Here is a 22,024-nt window from a genome sequence, read left to right on the forward strand (position 1 = left end):
GGGCTATGGCCCTCCTTCTATTATTATTGAATGGAAAGGAGCAGAAAATGGAACGTTCAGAAACAATGTCCAATAAAAAGTCTTTTTCTCGTAAAGGTATCCTGCATTTTCTGAATTCAAAAAAGGTTGCTCCTTATGTGTTTGTATCGCCTTTCATTGTATCTTTTCTGGCACTGTACTTATACCCAATGATTCAGGCGATCATTATGAGTTTTCAGCAGGTTCTTCCCGGTCAGACGACTTTTATAGGAACTCATAATTACCAGCGGATTTTGAACCCAACTTTTTTCCAGGCGCTGGGCAATACAGCAACCTATGTGTTTTTTACGGTCATTATATTAGTAATGATTCCAATTATACTTTCAGTATTTTTAAACAGTAAATCCCTGTATTTTAAAAATTTCTTCAGGGCTTCACTTTTTATACCGGCTCTTACTTCGGTTATCGTCGCCGGTATTATTTTCCGGATGATGTTCGGGGAGTCGGAAAACTCCTTTGTAAACGAATTGCTTGGCCTTGTTGGTATGGATCCGGTGCAGTGGAGGTACGGAGCAGGCACAGGAATGTTTTTAATGGTGCTGCTGGCTTCATGGCGCTGGATTGGCGTGAACATACTATACTTTCTTGCTGGTCTGCAGAACGTTTCGGAGGAGTTATATGAAGCGGCTGATATCGACGGAGCGAGCGCATGGCAGAAATTTTTATTCGTTACGATGCCTGCTTTAAAGCCTGTTATTATTTTCGTAGCCACCATTACGATCATTAACGGCTTCCGGATGTTTGAAGAAAGCTTTGTATTCTGGGAAAACAGTTCTCCCGGCAATATTGGCTTAACCATTGTAGGATATATTTACAAAGAAGGCATTCAGCAAAACGACATGGGCTTCGGCGCAGCTATCGGAGTCGTGCTAATGCTGATCATATTTGTTGTAAGCATGATTCAGCTGAAATTCTTTGGCGCCTTCAAAAAGGAGGATTAGAGAGTGATGGGCAAAAATAATAAAAAATGGGTGTCAATTCTATTGACTGCATTGTTTGCAGTAATAACTGTAATTGCTCTCACCCCGGTAGTATCATTAATTGTAGCTTCTATGCGGCCCTCATCAGAATTGATGAGGCAGGGCCTTTCGTTTTTCTTCGATCCGGCCAGTCTGGACCTTGGTAATTACCTGGCTGTATTTTCTGAGGAAGGGGCCAGCTATTGGCAGTGGTATATGAACAGTCTCATTGTTAGCGGAGGCTTGATTGTATTATCACTATTCTTTTCCTCTATGGTGGGTTACGCGCTAGCGATGTACAATTTCAAAGGAGTAAGAGTTATCTTTATGCTCGTATTGTTTGTACTGATGGTGCCGTTTGAAATTTTAATGCTTCCCCTTTACCAGATGATGACCGGTTTAAACCTGGTGGACACCTATTTTGCGGTCATGCTTCCCTTAATTGTTGCCCCGGTGGCAGTGTTTTTCTTTAGACAGTATTGTCTGGGGCTACCGAAGGAACTGATGGAGTCGGCCAGAATTGACGGATGCACAGAATACGGCATCTTTTTCAAAATAATGGCGCCACTCATGGGTCCTTCGTTTGCGGCAATGGCTATTCTTCAGGGTCTTACCAGCTGGAATAACTTTTTGTGGCCGCTGCTTGTATTAAGATCAAATGAAATGTTCACGCTTCCGGTAGGCTTGGCCACATTGCTTACTCCTTACGGTAATAACTATGAGCTCCTGTTTTCCGGATCCGTTCTTACCATTGTTCCTATTGTCATTCTGTTTCTGTTCTTTCAGAAATTCTTCATCTCCGGCCTTACTGTCGGCGGTGTTAAAGGCTGATTACTCCAGGGGGAGGAAAAGGTATGAAAAAGCTCCCATTAGAAAAATTGAATATGATTTTCGCATGGATCAATAAACTATTTATATTAAACGTATGCTGGATTTTAGGGATGCTTGGCGGCCTGATAGCATTTGGTATTTTTCCAGCTTCGACTGCAGCACTTGGTGTTTCAAAAGAGCTTTTGAACAGCAGGGAGATAAAGGTAGGGAAAAAATTTATTCAGTTTTACAAGCGGGATTTTATGCAGGCAAACATGCTTGGCTTCCTTTGGCTGGGAGGCGCCGTGCTTATTCTTGTTAACTATGCGGCGCTGAATAACGGTTTTTCCGCAAACGCAGTAACAATATTTTTCTACATTGTTATTTTAGTCGTTTACAGTTCACTGACAGTGCATCTGTTTGCTTTACATTCAAGCTTTCAAACGAATTTATTAACTTACTTTAAAAACGCTTTGATTATTGGAATCACAAAAATGCACATCACTGTTGCATTAATAGCAGTTCATTTTGCTTTAATCTACGGGGCGTTAACGATCCCGGCATTTTTCCTCTTTTTCTACGGCAGTCTTTCCTCATTAGCAACTGTATTTATTACGAAAAACCTGTACCAGCGACTGGAAGAGAAAAGTGCACGAGAACAGGAATCTAAGAATTACAGCATAACCAAGGAGAGTACAAAATATGGCGAAAAAACAACCTAAAGCTTCAGTTATTGTAGATAAAGATTTTGTAATTTCCGACGTGGATGAGCGAATTTACGGTTCTTTCATCGAGCAATTGGGACGGGCTGTATATGGCGGCATTTATGAGCCGGGACATGAAAATGCAGATGAACAGGGCTTTCGCCAGGACGTGCTGCAATTAGTCAGGGACCTGCAGGTTCCCATCGTTCGTTATCCAGGGGGGAACATGGTTTCTGCGTATAATTGGGAAGACGGCGTTGGGCCAAAAAATGAACGGCCGAGACGGCTCGAGCTTGCCTGGAGCACCATAGAGACAAACGAAGTGGGTACAAATGAATTTGCCGACTGGGCAGCAAAAGCCGGTACCGAGGTTATGATGGCTGTAAATCTGGGGACGAGAGGCATCGATGCTGCAAGAAACCTGCTGGAGTACTGCAATCATCCCGGAGGCACGTACTATAGTGATCTGCGGAAAGCCCACGGCTACGAGCAGCCGCACAATATTAAAACGTGGTGCCTTGGCAATGAAATGGACGGACCCTGGCAGATCGGCGGCAAAACGGCTGACGAATACGGACGTCTCGCTTATGAAACAGCGAAGGCGATGAAAACCGTGGATCCATCGATTGAACTGGTGAGCTGTGGTAGTTCGAATTCCGCTATGCCGACCTTCCCGGAGTGGGAAGCGACGACGCTTTCACACACCTACGAATTTGCCGACTATATTTCACTGCACCAATATTATGGAAACCATGATAACGATACGGCTAATTTTTTAGCAAAATCATTGGATATGGATCAATTCATTCGTACGGTCATCTCTACATGTGATTACATTAAGGCTAAAAAACGAAGCAACAAAACGATCAATCTCAGCTTTGATGAATGGAATGTATGGTTTCATTCGACCGAAGCGGATAAACAGCTGGAGTCGTGGCAGATCGCGCCGCCGCAGCTGGAGGATGTTTATAATTTTGAAGACGCTTTGCTCGTAGCTAATATGGTTCATACGCTGATTAACCATGCTGATCGCGTAAAGATGGCCTGCATGGCTCAGCTGGTAAACGTGATCGCACCGATTATGACGGAAAATCAGGGGAAAGCTTGGAAGCAGACCATTTATTACCCATATTATTATTTGTCGGTCTACGGACGTGGAAAAGCACTGCACCCAATTATTCAATCGGATAAATACGATTCCAGGGAATTTACAGACGTTCCATACTTAGATAGTGCGGTAGTATTGAATGAAGAACGAAATGAGCTGGTGCTTTTTATGACCAACAGGCATCTAGAAGAATCATTATCCATCTCTTATGATCTGCGTTCGTTTGAACAGGCGGAGGTAGTGGAGCATGTCGTGCTCGAGCATGATGATCCGAAAGCGGTGAACACGAAAGATAAGGAAGAGGTAGCACCGCACAACGGCGGCAATGCTGTTCTGGAAGAAAAGCAGCTGCAGGCAGAGCTGCCGCGCATGTCCTGGAATATGGTAAGACTGCGTATAAAAAAATAAATTGAAGTGGCCAAAAGGGTTCTTGGATAAATGTCTAAGGACCCTTTTTTAATTCGAAACAAATATTATCCATAATATTCCTTCCATTATTGACTCCTGATATGATGAAGGAATAAAGAGTAGAAGCTGTTGCTAATTGGAGGAACCAAAAATGAAGGGAAAACAAATAATAACGCCGGCTTCCTTGCTATTGGCGGCAATTATCGCTGGATGTCTGGGGCTCGGCTATGAATTAGGAAAGCCAATTATATCCGCTGGGCTGATAGTAATCTTTATTCTGACGGCTGCCTGGGGCACTTCCTGGATAAGTACCCCAAAAAAGTAGCCGGATAGTTAGTAATACGAAACGCAAAATGACTTTTCAGGAGGAAGGCATCATGACGTCTACATTTCCGGATAATCCAATACCGCCCCAGGAGTTTGGAAATTCGTTTCTGCGCGGAGATTTTGTTCGCATTTACGAGCAAACTACCAACGATTTTAAGCGGCTTGCTGCCAGCGAAGAATTTCAGAAAATGGCCGCCGGCTTCAATAAAGGGGTAACAGCATATAGTCTTCTGTTTTCATATCAAATAGATGAACATTTAGTGCAGTACGTTTGGAACGACGACCGGAATGAGCGGGCGCTTGATGTCTACATGGATGATCAATGCATCATACACGGCTTGGCTATGATTCCCGTAGCTATTGATCCCATTGGCGAAAAGGAGGAATCCAGGCAACAGTATCGCTGGCCGGTAGAGCCGGGGGTAGGATGGACAATCGCTTGGGGTGGAAATCATCCTCTGGCTAACGCTCATCACCATCTATCCAACCAACGCTATGCGTATGATCTGGTAATTCAAACTAACGGAAAAACCTATGAAAAATCGCCGGCAAGAAATGAGCACTATGCGGCCTATGGAGAACCAATTTATGCGCCGGCAGAGGGTACTGTAGCTGCGATTGTGAATGGAATTCCGGACAACGAGCCGGGAGTCATGAATGAAGAGAAGCTGGCGGGTAATGTGGTGGTTATTCATCATGCTTTCGAGGAGTACAGCGTTCTGGCTCACCTGCAGCCCGGTTCGATTCTGGTAGAGGAGGGCGAACGCGTTTCAATAGGAAAGCTGATAGGAAAATGCGGTAACTCAGGCAATTCATCAGAGGCCCATCTGCACATGCAGCTGTCGACCCGGGCGGATTTTCTTCAGGGGAAATCTATCCGTATGAGGTTTGAGAACGGCTGCAATCCTATCCGCGGTGAGCAAATCAATGAATGATATTAAAAATGTATTCGTGAGTGATTTGTATTTATATGTACAGAGTTATCCAGAGTAAGCAGTCATATTTTATAGTTAAAAAGAATTTGGCTAAAACAGGAGGTGGGCAAATATGAGAGATAAGGAACAGGAAACTCTTGAATACACTTTTGCTCAAATTAATACATATGATCTTATCTTTTTGCTCCCGATGGCCTGGCTGTTTTCATACCTTCCCGTCCATGGTTTATGGAGTATTATTGTAAATGTCTTCATTATTATTTTTGTTGGTATTGGATTATTTTACGTTACTCATACGCTGGTGGAAGCAGGAAAACGCCGGAACAGAAAATAGTTAATCGTATTTCACTGCGGACGGTCGTTGTTCTCAATGGTTTTTTCTTAATCAAAAGAGAGCCAGGTGCTATAATGAGTAAGAATAGAATATAACATCGCTCTTCTGTTGCTTGGTTTTCTGGAATTTTTCATAACGAATGCAACGAACCTGGCAAGGGTTCGTTGTTTTCTATAGCTGGGGGTGTTTAATTGAAACAAACGATAAATACCGGGTCAGTCATTGGAGGAATTTTTCTCACGGCTGTAATTTTTTTTAATATCTATTTGATGATTGTTCAAGACTCTTTCATTTCCAATCTATTATCAGCGGTCGCTATTGTTTTACTTCTCATCATTGTTATCCCCTTTTGGGTGCTTATGGTAAAGTATGTTTTTAAATCGTGAATATGAAAAGACTGTCTCCAGGCGTATAAAGAGACAGTCTTTTGCTTTGTTTATGGTTATTCATTAAATTTTATGTCTTTCACCTCTACTTTATACCACGTGAATTTTCCTTCTTCTAACATCCAAGAAACAGTTAATGTTGTAGGAATATCTATCCCATCAATAGTGGAATTCTCTACAACCTCCCCGACGCATTCCAGAAGTTTTGCATTTTTACCACTATCCTTATATCGCAAAGCGCTAATTTTTTCTATATTTCCTTCAGCACTAAACTGATATGTGGCGGACCCCGAAACGTCGTTATAATTCATAATGGCTTCGGCGGAAAACTCATCGATCTGCCTCCATTGAATATAAGAGCTGAGCGCAGCGGAAGGGTACCAGGGCAGCTCAAGCAAATACCTTTGCAGGGTGGACTGATTTAATTTTTCATTATCAGCTATGTTTACGATGGGAATAATCGAAGCTATTTTGATTTTCATTTGTCCCCGGCCCTGCGTAAAAAGATCTTTTCCGACTACGTTGATGAAGGGGAGCATTTTTATTTCTGTCTTCCAGAGAAACGCTGGTTCATTGACTGTTATATATTGTTCCGCATTTGATTGATACCACTTTTTCTGTGAAGGCTTCAATTTCATTACTCCCGTTTGTTTTAATCGTACCGACTTTATTTCACGTTTGCCCGCCAGTCCAATATTCATGAGCCATCTCGCTACAGGGAGAGGAAGAGTTTCGATTCTTTGCTGTGTTATCGGCATAGCTGGGTCATTTTCGCTAGTAGCGGAAAGAGAAGCGATTTCTTTATTTGTAAAATAGTGAAAACGCCATTTTTCGAGAATTAATATAATAATGAAAAACATAATAAAAGAAAGAACTTTCATCAGCTGCACCTCCAGATTACAGGACTCATTTCCTGTGTGTATGGCTATATCAAAAGTATACTGACATTCCGTTCTTCTTAGTGGTAATACCGCTATTCCCTTATAAAACTCTCATCAAAAGACGAACATGAAGAAAGTTTTTAGTTTTTACTTTCTAGAATTTTCTTCAACTTGCATTTGAAAGGGTAAAGTATAATTGAATTATAAAATATTATCCGAAAAGGGGTAGCGATATGGAATATCGGGAGTTTTTAGAAGAAATTGTCGGTATTATCTGGGGCGGGGATGCGGAAAATATTTCCGAAGGTGAAGAAGACTACAAAGCTGCGTATAATGTTAAACTGCTGGGTTTAATGAAGGAAGGAAAAACAGAACAGGAAGCGAGAAGCATAGTCATTGCTGAAATTCGGGATGATTACAAAGAATATAATATAGATGAATTCTTAAATGAGACGGCAGAAAAAATTAGAAAGAAAAAACAATAAAGTAACATTTCGCGATAGAATATGTTATGATTTATTATAATGAACGTTCAATAAATAAAAAAGGGGGGGCGATTTATGAAAGCGGCATCGAAAAAAGAGGTTATATTGAACACCGCAGAAGATCTTTTTTATCAGAACGGGTTTCATGCTGTCGGGGTCAAAAGTATATTAAATGAAGTCGGAGTGGCGCCGATGACGATGTATTATCATTTTAAGTCTAAAGAAGTGTTGATTATAGAAATATTAAAGCGCAGGGAAATGCGTTATTTCGACTTTATAAAAGAAAAAACGGAGGGAGCAAATAGTTTCACCATATACGCAGAATCACTGATTCAAGCCCATGTGGACTGGATGAAAACGGACGGCTTTAATGGATGTTTGTTTTTAAGAGCAAAACAGGAATATGAGGGAGTCAACGAAGAGATTACTGCTATGAGTAAGGACCATAAAACCAACCTATTAAATAAAATTGAGCGTGACATCAAACCTTTTAATAATTCCAAAACGCTAGGAATGAAGCTGTTCATGATACTGGAAGGAATTACGTCCATGGCTCAAATTCTGGAGATGGAAGAAATAGAAAAATCGGCATTCGATTTGGCGGAAAACATGGCCCACGAATAAACATGATAAAAGAGCATCGTTATTTGACGGCTCTTATTTTTTCACCGTTTATTGAATGAACGATCAATAAATAAGAAGGGGCGAATAACTATGAATGCGAATAAATTAATCCTTGCGGGACTGCCGATGATTGCGGTGACCTACGGGCTGTCCCGTTTCAGCTACGGACTGATGCTTCCCTATATTAATGAAGCAATCAATATGACCCAATCCACGAGTGGAATCATTTCTTCTATGTCCTATGTGGCGTACTGTATAGCGATAGTAGCAGCGATGATGTTTTCCGGGAAGGTGACTTCGAGGCTGATGCTGGTGGCAGCGGGACTGTTGTCGATTATTGGCCTTGGCGTTATCTCCGTTTCTTTGACTCCGATCGGGCTTGGGGCGGGGATATTTTTAGCAGGGATGAGTACGGGCTTATCGTCCCCGCCATATGCCAGTATTGTAAATACGACGGTAGAAGCCAGGGAGCAGAACCAGGCGAATGCCTGGATCAATTCCGGTACAAGCATCGGAACGGCATTCACCGGTGCCATCGCGATTATGATGGTGGACAGCTGGAGGGAGACGTATGTGATCTTTATGGTTATCGCCGTAATCGTGCTGGCTGCCAACTACAAAGTACTGCCTCACGAGCCGGCAATTGAAAAAAAGAGATCGGCTGGCTTTGTGAAGCAGGAGTGGAAGCAGTCTGTCCAGCTGGTCGTGGCCTCGCTGCTTCTGGGCATTTCTTCTGCGGCATACTGGACCTTTTCGAGAGATTTTATCGTAAATTTGGAGGGCGTCCCTGGCTACCTCGGAGACTGGCTCTGGGTAATCATCGGTTTGTCAGGTTTATTGGGCGGTACCGCCGGCATCTTTATTAACCGGTTTGGCATTGGGAACGCCTTCAGGCTTTCAGTAGTAACGCTATCCACCGCGTCCCTGCTTCTCGGCAGCTGGCCCGGCAGTCCCGTGGTTGGTTTTTTGTCCCCGTTTCTGTTTGGAAGTTCGTATGTTTTCATTACCGGGGTCCTAATTGTGTGGGGCGTTTCAGTATTCCGGACGAATCCCTCCATTGGGCTGGGGCTGCCGTTTTTAATGCTTGCCCTGGGGCAGGCGGCAGGATCCATTTTTTCCGGAATCGTCGCTGGTGCGTTTGGTTATCATACACTGTTTCTCGCCGCTTCTGTAGTAGGTTATGCGACGATCATATTCAAATATCAATCGCACTAAAGATGTTCCCGGGCGTGTTACTATTGAATTTCTTCTTTATATTTCGCCTCGCGCGGCCATATAAAGTACGTAATGGAGATAACTAAATCGATCACTAAGATGAGAGACCATAATTTAATCGTGCCGCTCAATGCTTCAGTTCTGTCTGCGTTATTAACGACAAAAATAACTGCCCACAGCATCCCTGTTCCCAGCGCATAGGCCAATACGTGTTTGACCCAGTCCTTAAAGTATTTCCGGGAGTAGGCATAGCCGTAGAGCCTGGACGGCTTGTTGCCCTGCCTCATAATATAATACCTGAACCGTTCGTCGGCCCAGCGGATCATCTGCTTTCCAAAAACGATGGATACCGCAATATAAATGGCAGCAATGGCATGAGCCGTGGTAGCTGTTGCCCCGCCCATAAGATCCACGGAGGCCGCAACCAGCAGCACCAGGTCCAGGACGGGAGTTAAGGCGAGAAAGAATAACCCGAGTCTGGGCATTTGAAACACGTAACGAATAATTAACCCGGCGGCAATAACCAACCAGAAGGCTATTTCGATCCCAATAATCAGCAGCAGTATGAAATTCATCTATGCTCCTCCTTAAGCCAGGAATGGACTTCGTCACGAATCAGTTTAATAATATTTTTATTATCTATGCGGTCAGGGGTTAACCATTTATGCAGGGCCAGGCCGTCAACGAGGGCGTGAGCACGCATGGTAGTGAGCTCGACAGGCAGCTCCTCCTGCAGCATTTGTTTTTCGTTTAAGTACTGTAAGGTTTTTTGAATGAGCATTCGTATCTCATCTCCCATGAAATTCGTTCCTGATGCATGGATTTCGTACTGAAACGCCATCCATACCTCCATATCCGCGTAGCGGTCATCATCCAAAGGGAGGACTGCGAGTATCGCCTGAATGACCCGTTCCTTTTCGGTGACATTTTCCTGCCCGAAAATCTCTTGAATTCTTTGGGCAACTTTATGATTTACTTTTTTCATGACTGCATCGAGCAGCGAGCTATGGGTAGGGTAGTAGTAGCGGATCTGCCCCGGCGTCATGTCAGCGAGCTTTGCGATATTTCTTACCGTCGCGCCTTTCGCCCCGCTGTTCACAATGGACTGCCATGCATATTCAATAATCTGCTCTTTTTTCTTTTCGTGGTCAATGAGTTTTGGCATAGTACACCCCGGTATTTAGAAAGTAATGTAAGTATACCATCTTTTTAATACATGTGTATTAAAAAGAAAAGAAATTTCTGGAACATTCCGTAAAACAAATATCCCAGATTAAACGAACAGTGGTATAGTGGGCGTATAGAAGTGTTCAAGGCTTAAGAAGCGAAAATAAAAGAGGTGTCCGAATGAAAAGTGAAAAGCAAAAAATGATGAATGGAGAGCTGTTTTTACCGCACGACCCTGAACTTGCAGCGGAGCGGCTGGAGGCGAAGCTGCTGCTTGAAGAGTATAACTCCACCAGTGTCCGGGAGAAAGAAAGAAGCAATCAGCTGCTACAGGAAATCGTAGGCACAATGGGGGAAGAAGCCCGGATTAGTGCGCCATTCTGGTGTGACTATGGCTATAATATTCATCTTGGCGCCCGTTTTTTCGCCAATTTCAACTGCGTTATGCTCGATGAGGCGCCAATTACATTCGGTGACGGAGTGATGCTGGGGCCGGGCGTGCACATATATACCGTAAATCATCCGATGGAGGAAGCCTCCCGCGCGACACTCCAGGAATACGGAACGCCTGTGACGATCGGACATAATGTGTGGATCGGGGGAGGAGCCATCATCAATCCCGGCGTTCGCATTGAAGACGGCGCAGTTATCGCTTCAGGAGCAGTTGTTACTAAAGACGTTTCTGCCCGTACGCTTGTGGGCGGAAACCCGGCACGTCTTATTAGGCGTTTGGACCAATGAATCTTTCCGGCAATTAGATGATTTTATTTTTACAAGGAGATGATTTTATGAAGCCAAATGTGTCTGTAATTACTATTGGAGTGCAGGACTTACAAAAATCGCTGCGCTTTTATCGTGATGGACTGGGGTTTCCTACTGAAGGGATTGTAGGGGAGGAGTTCGATCACGGAGCAGTAGCCTTTTTTGATCTGCAGGCAGGGCTGAAGCTTGCCATTTGGAATCGTAAAAATATTGCGCATGAAGCTGGTATAAAGGCCAACCAGCCAAATCCTGCGGAATTCACTCTCGGTCACAACGTGAATAGTAAAGCGGAGGTGGACGCGATTATGGGGAAAGCGGAACGTGCAGGTGCCTTTATCACAGACCCAGCACATGATGCATTCTGGGGAGGGTACTCCGGACATTTCCAGGACCCGGATGGCCATCTGTGGGAAATTGTATGGAACCCGGCACGGGTTGAGGCAGAGTGAGCATTGTTCAGTTAGGCTGCAGCCGGTCTATGTAAAGTTATAACAAAAATCAGCTTGGAGGAATTTGCTGTGAAACGAGCATTGTTTCTGCTTTTAGATGAGTATGCTGACTGGGAAGCCGCTTACCTGTCGGCTACATTGAATGAGGGTAAGGAGTGGGCGGTTAGTACAATTTCTCTGCATGACCAGGTTACATCTATCGGAGGCTTCAAAACAGCGGTGGATTATAAAATCAACCACCATCCGGATTTCGATTTGCTCGTATTAATAGGCGGCAACAAATGGGACGTTGAAAGCGATAATATTTTTAATTTAGTGGAAGAAGCGATCACTAAAAATACTCCGGTCGGTGCCATATGCGGAGCGGTAGATTATTTAGCAAGGAATGGATTTTTAAATCATTTCAGCCATACCGGCAATTCGGCTTACTTCTGGCAGGACTACGAAAACTATCAGCCGGATGCAGAGTTTATGGAAGAGCAGGCTGTTAAAGATAAAAACCTGGTAACTGCGAATGGCACAGCCCCCATAGAGTTCACTGAACTGGTTTTGCACATGATTAATTTTGCTGCGGCGGAGGAAATTGAAAAGACAATGTATATGTACCGCTACGGCTATTACGAATACACTGAAAAATACGGAAGCCCATTTTCATAAATGGGAATTAAGGAAAAAAATACAAAAATAGAAAGTATCCAGAGTTGCTAATTTTCAGAGGTTTTTGATTTGTCGATTAGATCTGCAGATATAAGGCGGGTTTACACAGCAATTGCGGAGGGTATCACTTATTTAGCTTTAAACGATAGGTGTCCGGAGCGATCAGTTCCGGATCTCAGCCGCTGTTTAAAAAGGAAGGAGCCCCGCCGTGGATAATCAAAAACCAAGAGTAGGCTTTGTATTTTACGGAGCCCTGGTAATACTGCTTATTATGGCGGTTGTCGGAGTCGCAATTCCACAATCGTTTTTTAACGCAAGCTCTGCAGTGAGATCATTTGTATCGACTCATTTTGGATGGTATTATCTTTTACTTGTGTCAGCATTTGTACTATTATGTGTTTACTTTATTTTCAGCAGGTATGGAAACATTCGTCTTGGGAGGCCGGAGGACCGGCCGGAATACAGCTATCCGACCTGGTTTGCGATGCTGTTCAGCTCGGGGATGGGAGTAGGACTAGTGTTTTGGAGCGGGGCGGAGACAGTATCCCACTACGCAACGAACGCCCCGGAAGCAGAGGTCGGAACGGACCAGGCCCTTGTCGATTCTATGCGCTACATGTTCCTGCACTGGGGAATACACCCGTGGGCTATCTACGGTGTTACCGGCATCTGTTTTGCCTACTTTACATTTCGTCGGGGGGCACCGGGCATGGTAAGCGCCATGCTCAGCCCGATTATGAACGAAAAAGGCATCGGTGGAAAAGTGGTGGATATTATTGCCCTGATTACTACAGTATCGGGGATTGCTACCGTCCTCGGGCTTGGCGTGACCCAGGTTTCCGGCGGTATGTCCTACTTGTTTGGCACACCGAATAATTACACGATGCAACTGATTGTTATTGTCGTTATTACTGTAATGTTTTTAGTATCGGCGTATACCGGCTTAAATAAAGGAATTAAATCCTTAAGTAATGCAAACATCTATTTAACAATCATTCTGTTTATTTTAATGCTTTTTATCGGGCCAACGTTATTTTCCATGAATTTGTTCACGAATACACTTGGTACGTATATACAGACGCTTCCGCAAATGAGTTTTCGGATCGCGCCGACATCTGAAAGTACAAGAGAGTGGATTAATGCGTGGACCATCTTCTACTGGGCCTGGTGGATCTCATGGACGCCTTTTATAGGAATATTTATTGCCCGTGTGTCGAGAGGACGCACTCTGAAGGAATTCACTATCGGCGTCATTCTGGTGCCGTCAATTGTCAGCTTTATCTGGTTCTCGCTGTTTGGCGGAGCCACATTGAACGTACAAAGCACCGGCATGGCAGACATTGCTTCGCTGGCTCCTGAAGAAGCGATTTTTGGCGTGTTTGATCAATACCCGCTCAGCACAGTCATGTCCGTCATTGCACTACTGCTAATTGTTTCATTCTTTATTACTTCAGCAGATTCTGCCACCTTTGTGCTTGGTATGCAGACCTCCAACGGAGCAATGAATCCTTCGGCTGTAGTGAAGTTCATCTGGGGACTCATGCTTTCTGCTACAGCGGCCGTTCTGCTGTATTCCGGAGGGATCGATGCGCTGCAGAACGTCATGATTATATCGGCGCTCCCGTTTTCTCTCGTAATGATACTGATGGTGTACTCGCTGTTTAAAGCACTCCGGGAGGAAAAAGATATTGAAACAAAGGGTAAAAGTAAAAATGCTGATAAACCGGATAAAGCTTCCTGAACTGGTTTGGAGAACTCCTGATAAAATTGGGAGTTCTTTTTTTATGGGAAGCTATTTTACAGGTGAAGTCCGAAATCCTTTATTGTCGGTGAGATTCAGCTTTCTGCTGGAGCCACGAGTTCTACTTTAATACGGTCCGGGTCTTCAAAATAGAGGGCGTAGAGATCGTTTCCCCCGGCAAAGGGATGCAGGTCTTCATAAAGAATTGGGATATCCGCTGCTCGCAGCTGCCTGGTCATTTGATCCACATGCGATTTCGACCGGGCATGGAAAGCAATATGGTTCAATCCTGTCCGGCGCCGGTGATAAGAAATGTCCAGAAAACGATCTTCCGTCTGAACAAATACGATGTAGGAGAAATCCAATTTAAAACTGATCCCATCCGGCCATTGCTGAAAGACGTGATAGCCAAGGTCTTCCAGCAGCCATTGCCAAAAGGCCTTCGATTGTTCGAGGTCAGATACATAAAGCTCAATATGATGAATGTGCCCGTTCATCTGAGATCCTCCTTTTATCTGAAGAAAAATAGGAAAAAGTTTTTCTCTCTTTTCCTATTTATTGTAAAAAAGTATCATAGAGAGAAGATAAAGTAAAATGAACATCTGAAAACATCTTTCCCCGGGGAGGAATATACATGAAGTCTTGGAAAAGTTAATCGGGGGAGTGGAGAACAATGCAGAACATCCGTGTGTATCATTATGAAGCTTTCAGTGAAATTCCGCATAAAGGGAATCCAGCAGGCGTTGTTTTTGACGGAGATAACGTGACAGAAAAAGAAATGCAGGCGGTGGCGTATCAGGTTGGGTTTAACGAAACGGCCTTTGTATTATCTTCCAAATCAGCAGATATTCGTCTGCGTTTTTTTACCCCGGGCCACGAAATGAATTTGTGCGGCCACGCTACGATGGCTTCGGTTTATGCATTAAAAAGCAAAGGGCAGATTGGTAATAAAGAACGTATCACGGTGGAGACGAATGCTGGAATTGTAACCGTCATAACACAAACGTCTGCCCATCAACAGCGCACAATGACGATGACCCAGGCGCCGCCAAAGTTGGAAATGTTTCATAGTTCCCGGGCTTCTCTGGCCGCTTCGATAGGATTACAGGAAAATGATATTCAAGCTGATATGCCTATCGTCTATGGAAATACCGGAACTTGGACGCTGCTGGTGCCGATCGCTAATTTAAAAAGCTTTGAAAAAATGAGACCTGATAATTCAGCATTTCCATCGGTTCTCACAGAAATGCCGAAAGCATCCATTCATCCGTTTTGCCTGGACACTTATGATAAAGCGGCGGATATGCATGCTAGGCACTTTTCCTCCCCGTACTCGGGAACCGTGGAAGACCCTGTCACAGGAACAGCCTCCGGAGTTATGGGAGCTTATTGGGCGGCGTTTATTGATGAGCACTTTCAATCGCCTCTACAGCTTACCGTAGAGCAGGGACAGGAAATGAATAAAGATGGAAGGGTTCACGTGCAGGTCGTAAAACATCAGGATAAGAGTGATGTGAGTATTTCCGGCCATGCAGTGTTTATGACCAGCTTTGATGTGAAAATATAATAGGCAAGCCATTATAAATAAAAAGATAGACGGCAACGCCAATCTCATTTTTCAGGAGTAAAAACAATTATATTTTTTCAATACACTAAAGGTAGTGTGATGATAAAAATCGGAGAAGAAGGTTGAGATTTCTGTGCAGTGATGTTTCATTAATCTATAATATGAAATAAGACGGAAAAAGGAGACTATACGAAGAGATAGCATGAATACAATTACAATAGCAATTCTTTTATTTATTATCGCCGTCGAAAAGTATCAATCGAATGTAAAATACATAAGCTTGAAAATCGGATAAATGAAATGAGAAATTTCATATCAGCAAAAAGGAGATACGAAATGAAGATTATGACAATATGCCATCAGATATTTTGCATTGTAGTTCTTGTATTAGTGGGATTGGATTTTATAGATGTTATTACTATACCCTTCTGGCTTTTTAATGGACTGGTAGCTGTATTACTTATATCGACAATTATTATTTGGATAGACCAGAAAAAAAGAAAAAAAGCGACCATTGAGTCGTGAGACATTTTTATAGTGTGGCTGTATTAGACATTTTCGAGGAGGCAGTTAAACATGAAAAATAAGTATGTTCGATTTCTGGTATATTTTCTTTTTGGTATGATTGTAGGAGTGGTATTACTCTCGCTGGTAAATTAAGAAGGAAATCCTTATGACTTGAATGACAATTTTGTTGATAAAAAGGAGAAGCATATATGGCTATTTTTTACGTCCTGGGCAGTATAGCTTCCGCAATATTTCTCTATGACTGGGGCAAAAAAACGAATGAAAATAAGAGTTAAAGGATTGCCGTTAATTAATAAAATATCCCTTCTTTCATTCCTTTATCATTTCATAAATAGCGATTCCTATCCATCCCAGCCCCGTACCTAACCAGATAAAAAATGTTAAAACTGCATAAGCAATGCCTGTAAAAGGATCATCTGGCCTGAGAAAACTATAAATAATAATTCCTATTCCTCCAAATACCAATAAAGCAGTCAAAATATGCACAAATCTCTCTGTCTTCGACAATAGATAGCTGAAAAATATGATGGCGCCAATAACGATCAATATCGCAAAAAAGAATCCATACTGCGCTATAAATGTCATGATCTGTCGCCCCCTTATGCTTGTGTTAATGATGTCCTTGCTGTTAATACCTAATTTTACCATCTATTTAAAGGCCCGGTCTTTTTCAAAAGTCCGGGCCTTTAAAATTTTGTTTATACCCAGAGGCTCTAAAGTATTGCTGAATACGGATAAGTTGTAATGATGTTAAATCTGCTCTCTTTTCCTTATAATGAAAGGAAAGAAACTAAAGGGGAGCTATATGAATAAAAAACGGTGGTTTTTTAGTATAACGGCAGTTCTTCTTCTGGCCGGCGGCTGGTATTTGTATCAGGCGTTTACGGCCTCGGAATATGAAGAAGTGGTCGCGACGGAACAAACGGAGCTGCAGGGGGATTTAGAAGGAATGGAGCAGGCTACATTTGCCGGGGGGTGCTTCTGGTGCATGGAGCCGCCGTTTGAATCCCAGCCCGGCATCGTCAGCGTGATTTCCGGCTATACGGGCGGCGAGGAAGAAAATCCTACGTATGATGAAGTGTCGAACAAAGAAACGGGTCATCAGGAAGCGGTTCAAATTACGTATGATCCTGAAAAAATCAGCTACGAAGACCTTCTGCAGATTTTCTGGCGCCAAATTGATCCGACGGATGATGAAGGACAGTTCGTGGATAAAGGAGAGCCGTATTTGTCGGCTGTATTTTATCATGACGAGGCCCAGCGGCAGGCAGCGGAAGCATCATTAATAGAGATGGAGAACTCCGGACGGTTTGGTGGAGAGATCGTGACGTCCATTGAAGAATACGATACGTTTTACGAAGCAGAGGCCTACCATCAGGATTATTATAAGAAAAACCCGGGAAGGTACGAATATTACCGCAGCAACTCCGGGCGTGATGCCTATTTAGATGAGGTATGGGGAGAGGATAAAGAGTACGAAGTAAGCACAGATTCCCCGTTTGTCGTAGAGGATAAAGAAGCGGCCGTGTCTGAACTGAACAGCATGCAGTATGAGGTGACGCAGGAAGACGGAACAGAGCCTGCTTACGATAATGCCTACCATGATAACGAGAAAGAGGGAATATACGTTGATATCGTCTCCGGGGAGCCGCTATTCAGCACGCGCGATCAGTATGACTCCGGTACAGGCTGGCCGAGCTTCACGAAGCCTCTGGAGCTGGGTAATATTACGTATGAAGAAGACGGTGGCATTCTAGGCACGAGTGTGGAAGTGCGCAGCAAGCATGCAGACTCCCATTTAGGGCATGTGTTTCAGGACGGACCTGAGCCTACAGGCCTTAGATACTGCATGAATTCCGCAGCCATGGATTTTATTGCGGCCGATGAACTGGAAGGCACTGAATACGAAGAGTATGCAGCTGATTTTAAATAGCAGAAAAAATGCGCGTCTCCCAATTTATTTTACGGGTCCTATGTTCTAATTAAACAACAAAAAAGCGGAAGCAAGAAGCAGCCTCGTATCTCTTTAACAAGGGATGCGGGGCTTTTTTTAGAGCACATGTTACCGATTAAAATATCTACCGTCTCTTCTAAATACGGTTATTTGAATTGATATTTCGAAGAAAAATTTTTATGAGAAGAACATTCAGGATTCTGACAACGACTGGGAGGTGCCTGTTTGGTATGATAGAGGGACGAAACTTATCAGGCTTACCGGCATCCATGGAAAGGAGGAAGCCGTGAATATTATCGAAAAATATCAAACGCTCCTAATTATCATGGCGGTAGGCACAGGCCTGGCTCTGGGCCAGGTGAGAGTGATCGGTGCCCACGCGGAGGTACTGATTGTTCCTTTTTTGCTGCTGATGCTGTATGGCTTGTTTTTATCTATTCCGTTAAAGGATCTGCATAGGGCCTTTACGCATCGGGTCTTTCTCGGTGTGAGCCTGGGGATCAATTTTATCTGGACCCCGCTGCTTGCCTGGGGTCTTGGCGCCTTGTTTCTGACTGATCATCCGGCCTTATGGCTCGGATTTATTATGTTGATGGTAACGCCCTGTACTGATTGGTATCTTGTCTTTACATCTATAGCTAAAGGCAATCTCGCATTATCGACGTCGATTCTTCCCCTGAACCTTGTCCTGCAGTTCCTGCTGCTGCCGTTATATCTCTTCTTGTTCGCCGGAACGATCGAAACGGTGGCGCTGCCGACGATCATCGAAAGTGTCCTGCTCGTGCTGTTGCTGCCGTTTCTGCTAGCTCAGGGAACCAAGTACCTTTGGCGCCGGCAGCCCGAATTTCTGGCACACAGGCTGCTTCCATTCTTTTCACGGGCCCAGATTTTCTTTCTGGCCCTGGCGGTAGCCGCGATGTTTGCCTCTCAGGGTTCGGCGCTCTTAAATAACTTGAGCGTTATTACCATTCTCGTGCTGCCGATTCTCCTGTTTTTTGGCATCAATGTGACGGTCGCCCAAATGACCGGCCGGGCCCTGCGGTTTTCTTACGAAGAAACGGTCAGCCTGACATTAACCACAGTGGCACGGAATTCTCCGGTGGCCCTGGCGATTGCAGTCACCGCTTTTCCTGAGCAGCCGCTGGTAGCCCTGGCTCTGGTGATTGGTCCGTTGATCGAGCTGCCGATCCTGGCAGGAGTTGCCCAGGTGCTGCTTGCGTTTCGGAGACGGAACCGCCCGCGCTTCTGATGCCAAACATTTCCTAAGAAAACTGCCCACGGAATGGATGCCGTACAGTATAGAAGCGGGAACAACCGTATCTGGTTGTTTCTGCTATGAAGATCCTTCCATCAGCCAGCGAATATTAAACGTTTGTTAAGATTAATCGGTAAGGGTCGTGACAGGCCTGCGTGAATAGTAATTGGGCGGCATTTAGACTACAAAAAGATAAGCGCAATAATGGAAAGCTAAGAAAATCATGAATGCCTGAAGAGATATATGTCTTCAGGCATTTTTTATTCACACATCCTTTAAAAGAAAAAGGCGTAGATATAAATGGAGATCTTCCTGTCACGGTTATCTGTCTGCCAGTAAAAACTGGATTAGGGTTGCCTGGCAAAGGTGTCAAGAAAGGCACGGAGCGAACGTTGCTGTAGATTATCGTTTCGGTAGATAAACCATGTCGTTGCTGCCTGATACGGTGATTCGAGGGTGTGCGTGGCGATGCCCTGGGTTCGATTCCGGCGTTGAAGGTACGATTGGGAAAGAAGGGAGACACCGATGCCAGCTTTCGTGAGTTCGATAATGGTATCTAAGCTGGCACACTCCATGATTTTCGGAGCAGAGAACTGGTGGTTGTGCATCCATTCGAGCAGCGTTTGTCGATAGATGCATCCTTCTTTTAATACTAACAGCGTCGGGGCGTGCCCGGGTTTTTGGATCATGGGCACCGAAAGCCCCAGCGTTGTGATCAGTACTAATGATTCCTGAAGCACCGGCACGCTGGACACGTCCGGGTGATCGATGCTTCCCACTACAAAAGCGCCATCGAGGTCATATGCTAACACCTGTTGGGCCAGGTTCTTGGTTTCACTAATGGTTAGTGAGACTTGGAGACGGGGGTGCTCGGTCATAAGCTGCTGTAGAGCGGCAGGCATGTGTGTGGAGGCAGTTGATTCAATGGACCCAAGACGTAATTTTCCTTCCATAGTTGGCCGTGCAGCCATCTCTTCCAGCATGTCCTGCTCCAACTGCACAAATTGGCGGGCATAGGTCCACAGCTTGTCTCCGTCTGGGGTGAGATGAACCCCTTTGGCATGCCGATACAGCAATGTTGTCTGCAATTCTTCCTCTAAGCGGCCAATGCGGGCACTGACGTTGGACTGAACGTATCCAAGCGTTTGAGCCGCCCGGGAAAGGCTGCGGCTTTGAGCCACGGAGAGAAAAATCTTCAAATCACGTAGTTCCATGCTACCTTCTCCTATTAGTAAAAATGATGGGCAGATCTCATAAGCATTCATTTTTCATGGTTGGTGTTGTTCTTTAGTATAGAATGTAGTCCACGTTTCGACAAGCGTAGATGAATGAAGAACAGACATTAACATATTAAAGGAGATGACTCAGGGATGGCGTGGTTTTTTATGATTTTAAGCTTTGCGGGAGGGGCTGCTCTGGCTTTTCAAGCGGGCGTCAATGGAGAAATCGGAGCCAAAATGGGAAGTTTGCCAGCCGCATTGGTCGCCTATGCTGTTGGTACAGTGTTTTTGTTGGCGAGCACATTGGTTCAGGGCTTTCCGCCAGCGTTTCCGTCGCTGCCCTTATGGAAATGGATGGTGGGAGGACTGGGCGCTTTTTATATTGTTTGTATCATTCTGGCAGTACCAAGGATTGGCGCTTCGGCAGCCATAACCGCCGGTATTGCTGGTCAACTCCTTTTAGGACTGTTTCTTGATCATTTCGGTGCTTTTGGGACTCCGGAGATTCCCATAGATACGTCCCGGCTGATCGCGGTCGGACTGATCGGAATCGCTCTGTATCTGTTGTATCAATAAAGCCAGGAAGCTTTTTAGATGGAAAATGACAGATAGTCGTTATTATGTTAAGCGAAAAGACTGTGCCAAATAAGCGGCGATTTCCAAAGTTGTTTTACGTTTGTTTAGAACTAGACTTCTGATAAGAGCAATTATGTTTAATAGGTGTTACTACACATTGTTAGGATAATAAGCACTAATAAAATCTATAAAACAGCAAAAAGAGAGAGTCTTGGGCCTCCTTTTTTATATCTCTATATTCAATTCTTTTCTTCATGGGCTTCAAGTAACTTTCTTTCCCTTGCTGCTAATGGAGTAACGTTCATGACGTTTTACAGTCCTTATTCGCCGTATGATCTTGGTTTGATCGCTTCTCTCATTCGTCGACTCGTTTCTCCAGCCGACGAAAGAGCATATGGGCTCGAAGTATTTCTCCAATGACCACAAACATTAAACTGCCAAATGGGATGATGACCCCCCAATTCATTAAAATTCCTTCCTCAAAGTTTGTACTTCAATCGTAAATTATTACCAAATGATTTCATAGGTATGAATTCAGCTTTGCTTCTTATCCAACACGCTTTTAAAGGAAAAATAGTACCATTTTTTAATACATTCGAAAGATTCATTCTATCGTTAATCTCGTTTTCGCTTAGCATAAATCGTCGAACGGGGAACGCCTGTGACTTTCCACAATATCATTCACACTCATGTTATTGGTTGTTCGATTTTGGAAGAGCTGTAAGGATGGAAAACACCCCGTTTTCGATATCAAAACGGGGTGTTCGGGGCACTGTCCAGAAGTTGAGGGTTTTAGATGCATGGAGTATGAGATCACGAATAGATAAACTGAATACGAAAAAGATGCAGGGAGAAATAGACGAGAATATTTGTCCTTTGAGGAAAAGCTCCACGTATTAGAGAAAAATAGCGAAGGCCGCATAGATGAGGAGA

General features: G+C 44.1%; 23 protein-coding genes. 17 read left to right on the forward strand and 6 right to left on the reverse strand.

Going from position 1 to position 22,024, the window contains the following annotated elements; genetic code table 11:
- The first annotated feature begins 47 nt into the window (after positions 1 to 47).
- The 6 genes from ACTRXH_RS14035 to ACTRXH_RS14060 all read left to right on the forward strand — a co-directional run bounded on the left by ACTRXH_RS14035 (position 48) and on the right by ACTRXH_RS14060 (position 5,624).
- Positions 48 to 980 (forward strand): carbohydrate ABC transporter permease, encoded by a 933-nt coding sequence (locus ACTRXH_RS14035; protein ID WP_474282654.1) that lies wholly within the window; start codon positions 48 to 50, stop codon positions 978 to 980.
- Positions 981 to 986: 6 nt separating this feature from the next.
- The gene (locus ACTRXH_RS14040; RefSeq protein ID WP_474262282.1) at positions 987 to 1,829 is read left to right on the forward strand and encodes a carbohydrate ABC transporter permease; all 843 of its coding nucleotides are present in this window, start codon (positions 987 to 989) and stop codon (positions 1,827 to 1,829) included.
- 23 nt (positions 1,830 to 1,852) lie between these two features.
- Positions 1,853 to 2,530, forward strand: coding sequence for a YesL family protein (locus ACTRXH_RS14045; protein WP_474282656.1), 678 nt, complete (start codon positions 1,853 to 1,855; stop codon positions 2,528 to 2,530).
- Complete coding sequence (gene arfA / locus ACTRXH_RS14050; protein WP_474282658.1) at positions 2,511 to 4,028, forward strand: arabinosylfuranosidase ArfA; 1,518 nt, start codon at positions 2,511 to 2,513, stop codon at positions 4,026 to 4,028. Before ACTRXH_RS14045 ends, arfA begins: the two co-directional genes overlap by 20 nt.
- A 377-nt stretch (positions 4,029 to 4,405) precedes the next feature.
- Entirely contained in the window at positions 4,406 to 5,290 is an 885-nt protein-coding gene (locus ACTRXH_RS14055) for a M23 family metallopeptidase (RefSeq protein WP_474282660.1), read from the forward strand.
- A 112-nt stretch (positions 5,291 to 5,402) separates the two neighbouring features.
- Positions 5,403 to 5,624, forward strand: coding sequence for a DUF6007 family protein (locus ACTRXH_RS14060; protein ID WP_474282662.1), 222 nt, complete (start codon positions 5,403 to 5,405; stop codon positions 5,622 to 5,624).
- 442 nt (positions 5,625 to 6,066) lie between these two features.
- Here ACTRXH_RS14060 and ACTRXH_RS14065 read toward each other — a convergent pair whose 3' ends face one another.
- On the reverse strand, positions 6,067 to 6,891 hold the full coding sequence (locus tag ACTRXH_RS14065) for a DUF6920 family protein (RefSeq protein WP_474282664.1): 825 nt from the start codon (positions 6,889 to 6,891) through the stop codon (positions 6,067 to 6,069).
- 233 nt (positions 6,892 to 7,124) lie between these two features.
- On the opposite strand from ACTRXH_RS14065, the gene ACTRXH_RS14070 reads away from it, so the two are divergent.
- From ACTRXH_RS14070 to ACTRXH_RS14080, 3 genes are all read left to right on the forward strand, one after another.
- Positions 7,125 to 7,376 (forward strand): hypothetical protein, encoded by a 252-nt coding sequence (locus ACTRXH_RS14070; RefSeq protein ID WP_474282666.1) that lies wholly within the window; start codon positions 7,125 to 7,127, stop codon positions 7,374 to 7,376.
- 75 nt (positions 7,377 to 7,451) lie between these two features.
- Positions 7,452 to 8,000, forward strand: coding sequence for a TetR/AcrR family transcriptional regulator (locus ACTRXH_RS14075; RefSeq protein WP_474282668.1), 549 nt, complete (start codon positions 7,452 to 7,454; stop codon positions 7,998 to 8,000).
- Positions 8,001 to 8,090: 90 nt separating this feature from the next.
- A complete protein-coding gene (locus ACTRXH_RS14080) occupies positions 8,091 to 9,215 on the forward strand; it encodes an MFS transporter (RefSeq protein WP_474282670.1) in 1,125 nt (374 codons plus the stop codon).
- Between the two features lie 20 nt (positions 9,216 to 9,235).
- Here ACTRXH_RS14080 and ACTRXH_RS14085 read toward each other — a convergent pair whose 3' ends face one another.
- Both ACTRXH_RS14085 and ACTRXH_RS14090 read right to left on the reverse strand, forming a co-directional pair.
- Complete coding sequence (locus ACTRXH_RS14085; RefSeq protein WP_474282672.1) at positions 9,236 to 9,790, reverse strand: hypothetical protein; 555 nt, start codon at positions 9,788 to 9,790, stop codon at positions 9,236 to 9,238.
- The gene (locus ACTRXH_RS14090) at positions 9,787 to 10,380 is read right to left on the reverse strand and encodes a TetR/AcrR family transcriptional regulator (RefSeq protein ID WP_474282674.1); all 594 of its coding nucleotides are present in this window, start codon (positions 10,378 to 10,380) and stop codon (positions 9,787 to 9,789) included. Before ACTRXH_RS14090 ends, ACTRXH_RS14085 begins: the two co-directional genes overlap by 4 nt.
- A gap of 182 nt (positions 10,381 to 10,562) precedes the next feature.
- On the opposite strand from ACTRXH_RS14090, the gene ACTRXH_RS14095 reads away from it, so the two are divergent.
- The 4 genes from ACTRXH_RS14095 to ACTRXH_RS14110 all read left to right on the forward strand — a co-directional run bounded on the left by ACTRXH_RS14095 (position 10,563) and on the right by ACTRXH_RS14110 (position 13,991).
- Positions 10,563 to 11,123 carry a sugar O-acetyltransferase gene (locus tag ACTRXH_RS14095; RefSeq protein WP_474282676.1) on the forward strand — a complete coding sequence of 187 codons (561 nt, stop codon included), beginning with the start codon at positions 10,563 to 10,565 and terminating at the stop codon, positions 11,121 to 11,123.
- Between the two features lie 47 nt (positions 11,124 to 11,170).
- Complete coding sequence (locus ACTRXH_RS14100) at positions 11,171 to 11,593, forward strand: VOC family protein (RefSeq protein ID WP_474282678.1); 423 nt, start codon at positions 11,171 to 11,173, stop codon at positions 11,591 to 11,593.
- Positions 11,594 to 11,662: 69 nt separating this feature from the next.
- Positions 11,663 to 12,250 carry a type 1 glutamine amidotransferase family protein gene (locus ACTRXH_RS14105; protein WP_474282680.1) on the forward strand — a complete coding sequence of 196 codons (588 nt, stop codon included), beginning with the start codon at positions 11,663 to 11,665 and terminating at the stop codon, positions 12,248 to 12,250.
- Between the two features lie 208 nt (positions 12,251 to 12,458).
- Positions 12,459 to 13,991 carry a BCCT family transporter gene (locus tag ACTRXH_RS14110; protein WP_474282682.1) on the forward strand — a complete coding sequence of 511 codons (1,533 nt, stop codon included), beginning with the start codon at positions 12,459 to 12,461 and terminating at the stop codon, positions 13,989 to 13,991.
- A gap of 95 nt (positions 13,992 to 14,086) precedes the next feature.
- Here the strand turns inward: ACTRXH_RS14110 and ACTRXH_RS14115 are convergent, their stop codons facing one another.
- Positions 14,087 to 14,488 carry a VOC family protein gene (locus tag ACTRXH_RS14115; protein WP_474282684.1) on the reverse strand — a complete coding sequence of 134 codons (402 nt, stop codon included), beginning with the start codon at positions 14,486 to 14,488 and terminating at the stop codon, positions 14,087 to 14,089.
- Between the two features lie 176 nt (positions 14,489 to 14,664).
- Between ACTRXH_RS14115 and ACTRXH_RS14120 the strand changes: the two genes are divergently transcribed.
- A complete protein-coding gene (locus ACTRXH_RS14120; RefSeq protein ID WP_474282686.1) occupies positions 14,665 to 15,558 on the forward strand; it encodes a PhzF family phenazine biosynthesis protein in 894 nt (297 codons plus the stop codon).
- Positions 15,559 to 16,395: 837 nt separating this feature from the next.
- On the opposite strand, the gene ACTRXH_RS14125 is transcribed toward ACTRXH_RS14120, so the two are convergent.
- Positions 16,396 to 16,671, reverse strand: a complete 276-nt coding sequence (locus tag ACTRXH_RS14125) for a hypothetical protein (RefSeq protein ID WP_474282689.1) — start codon at positions 16,669 to 16,671, stop codon at positions 16,396 to 16,398.
- Positions 16,672 to 16,891: 220 nt separating this feature from the next.
- On the opposite strand from ACTRXH_RS14125, the gene msrA reads away from it, so the two are divergent.
- Both msrA and ACTRXH_RS14135 read left to right on the forward strand, forming a co-directional pair.
- Entirely contained in the window at positions 16,892 to 18,019 is a 1,128-nt protein-coding gene (gene msrA, locus ACTRXH_RS14130; protein ID WP_474282691.1) for a peptide-methionine (S)-S-oxide reductase MsrA, read from the forward strand.
- Positions 18,020 to 18,326: 307 nt separating this feature from the next.
- Positions 18,327 to 19,289 carry an arsenic resistance protein gene (locus ACTRXH_RS14135; protein ID WP_474262236.1) on the forward strand — a complete coding sequence of 321 codons (963 nt, stop codon included), beginning with the start codon at positions 18,327 to 18,329 and terminating at the stop codon, positions 19,287 to 19,289.
- 353 nt (positions 19,290 to 19,642) lie between these two features.
- Here the strand turns inward: ACTRXH_RS14135 and ACTRXH_RS14140 are convergent, their stop codons facing one another.
- Positions 19,643 to 20,509, reverse strand: coding sequence for a LysR family transcriptional regulator (locus tag ACTRXH_RS14140; RefSeq protein WP_474279476.1), 867 nt, complete (start codon positions 20,507 to 20,509; stop codon positions 19,643 to 19,645).
- A gap of 156 nt (positions 20,510 to 20,665) precedes the next feature.
- On the opposite strand from ACTRXH_RS14140, the gene ACTRXH_RS14145 reads away from it, so the two are divergent.
- Entirely contained in the window at positions 20,666 to 21,091 is a 426-nt protein-coding gene (locus ACTRXH_RS14145) for a DMT family transporter (protein ID WP_474262234.1), read from the forward strand.
- The last annotated feature ends 933 nt before the right edge of the window (positions 21,092 to 22,024 follow it).

This window comes from Marinococcus sp. LNHM5E3-2.1 (genome assembly GCF_056034365.1).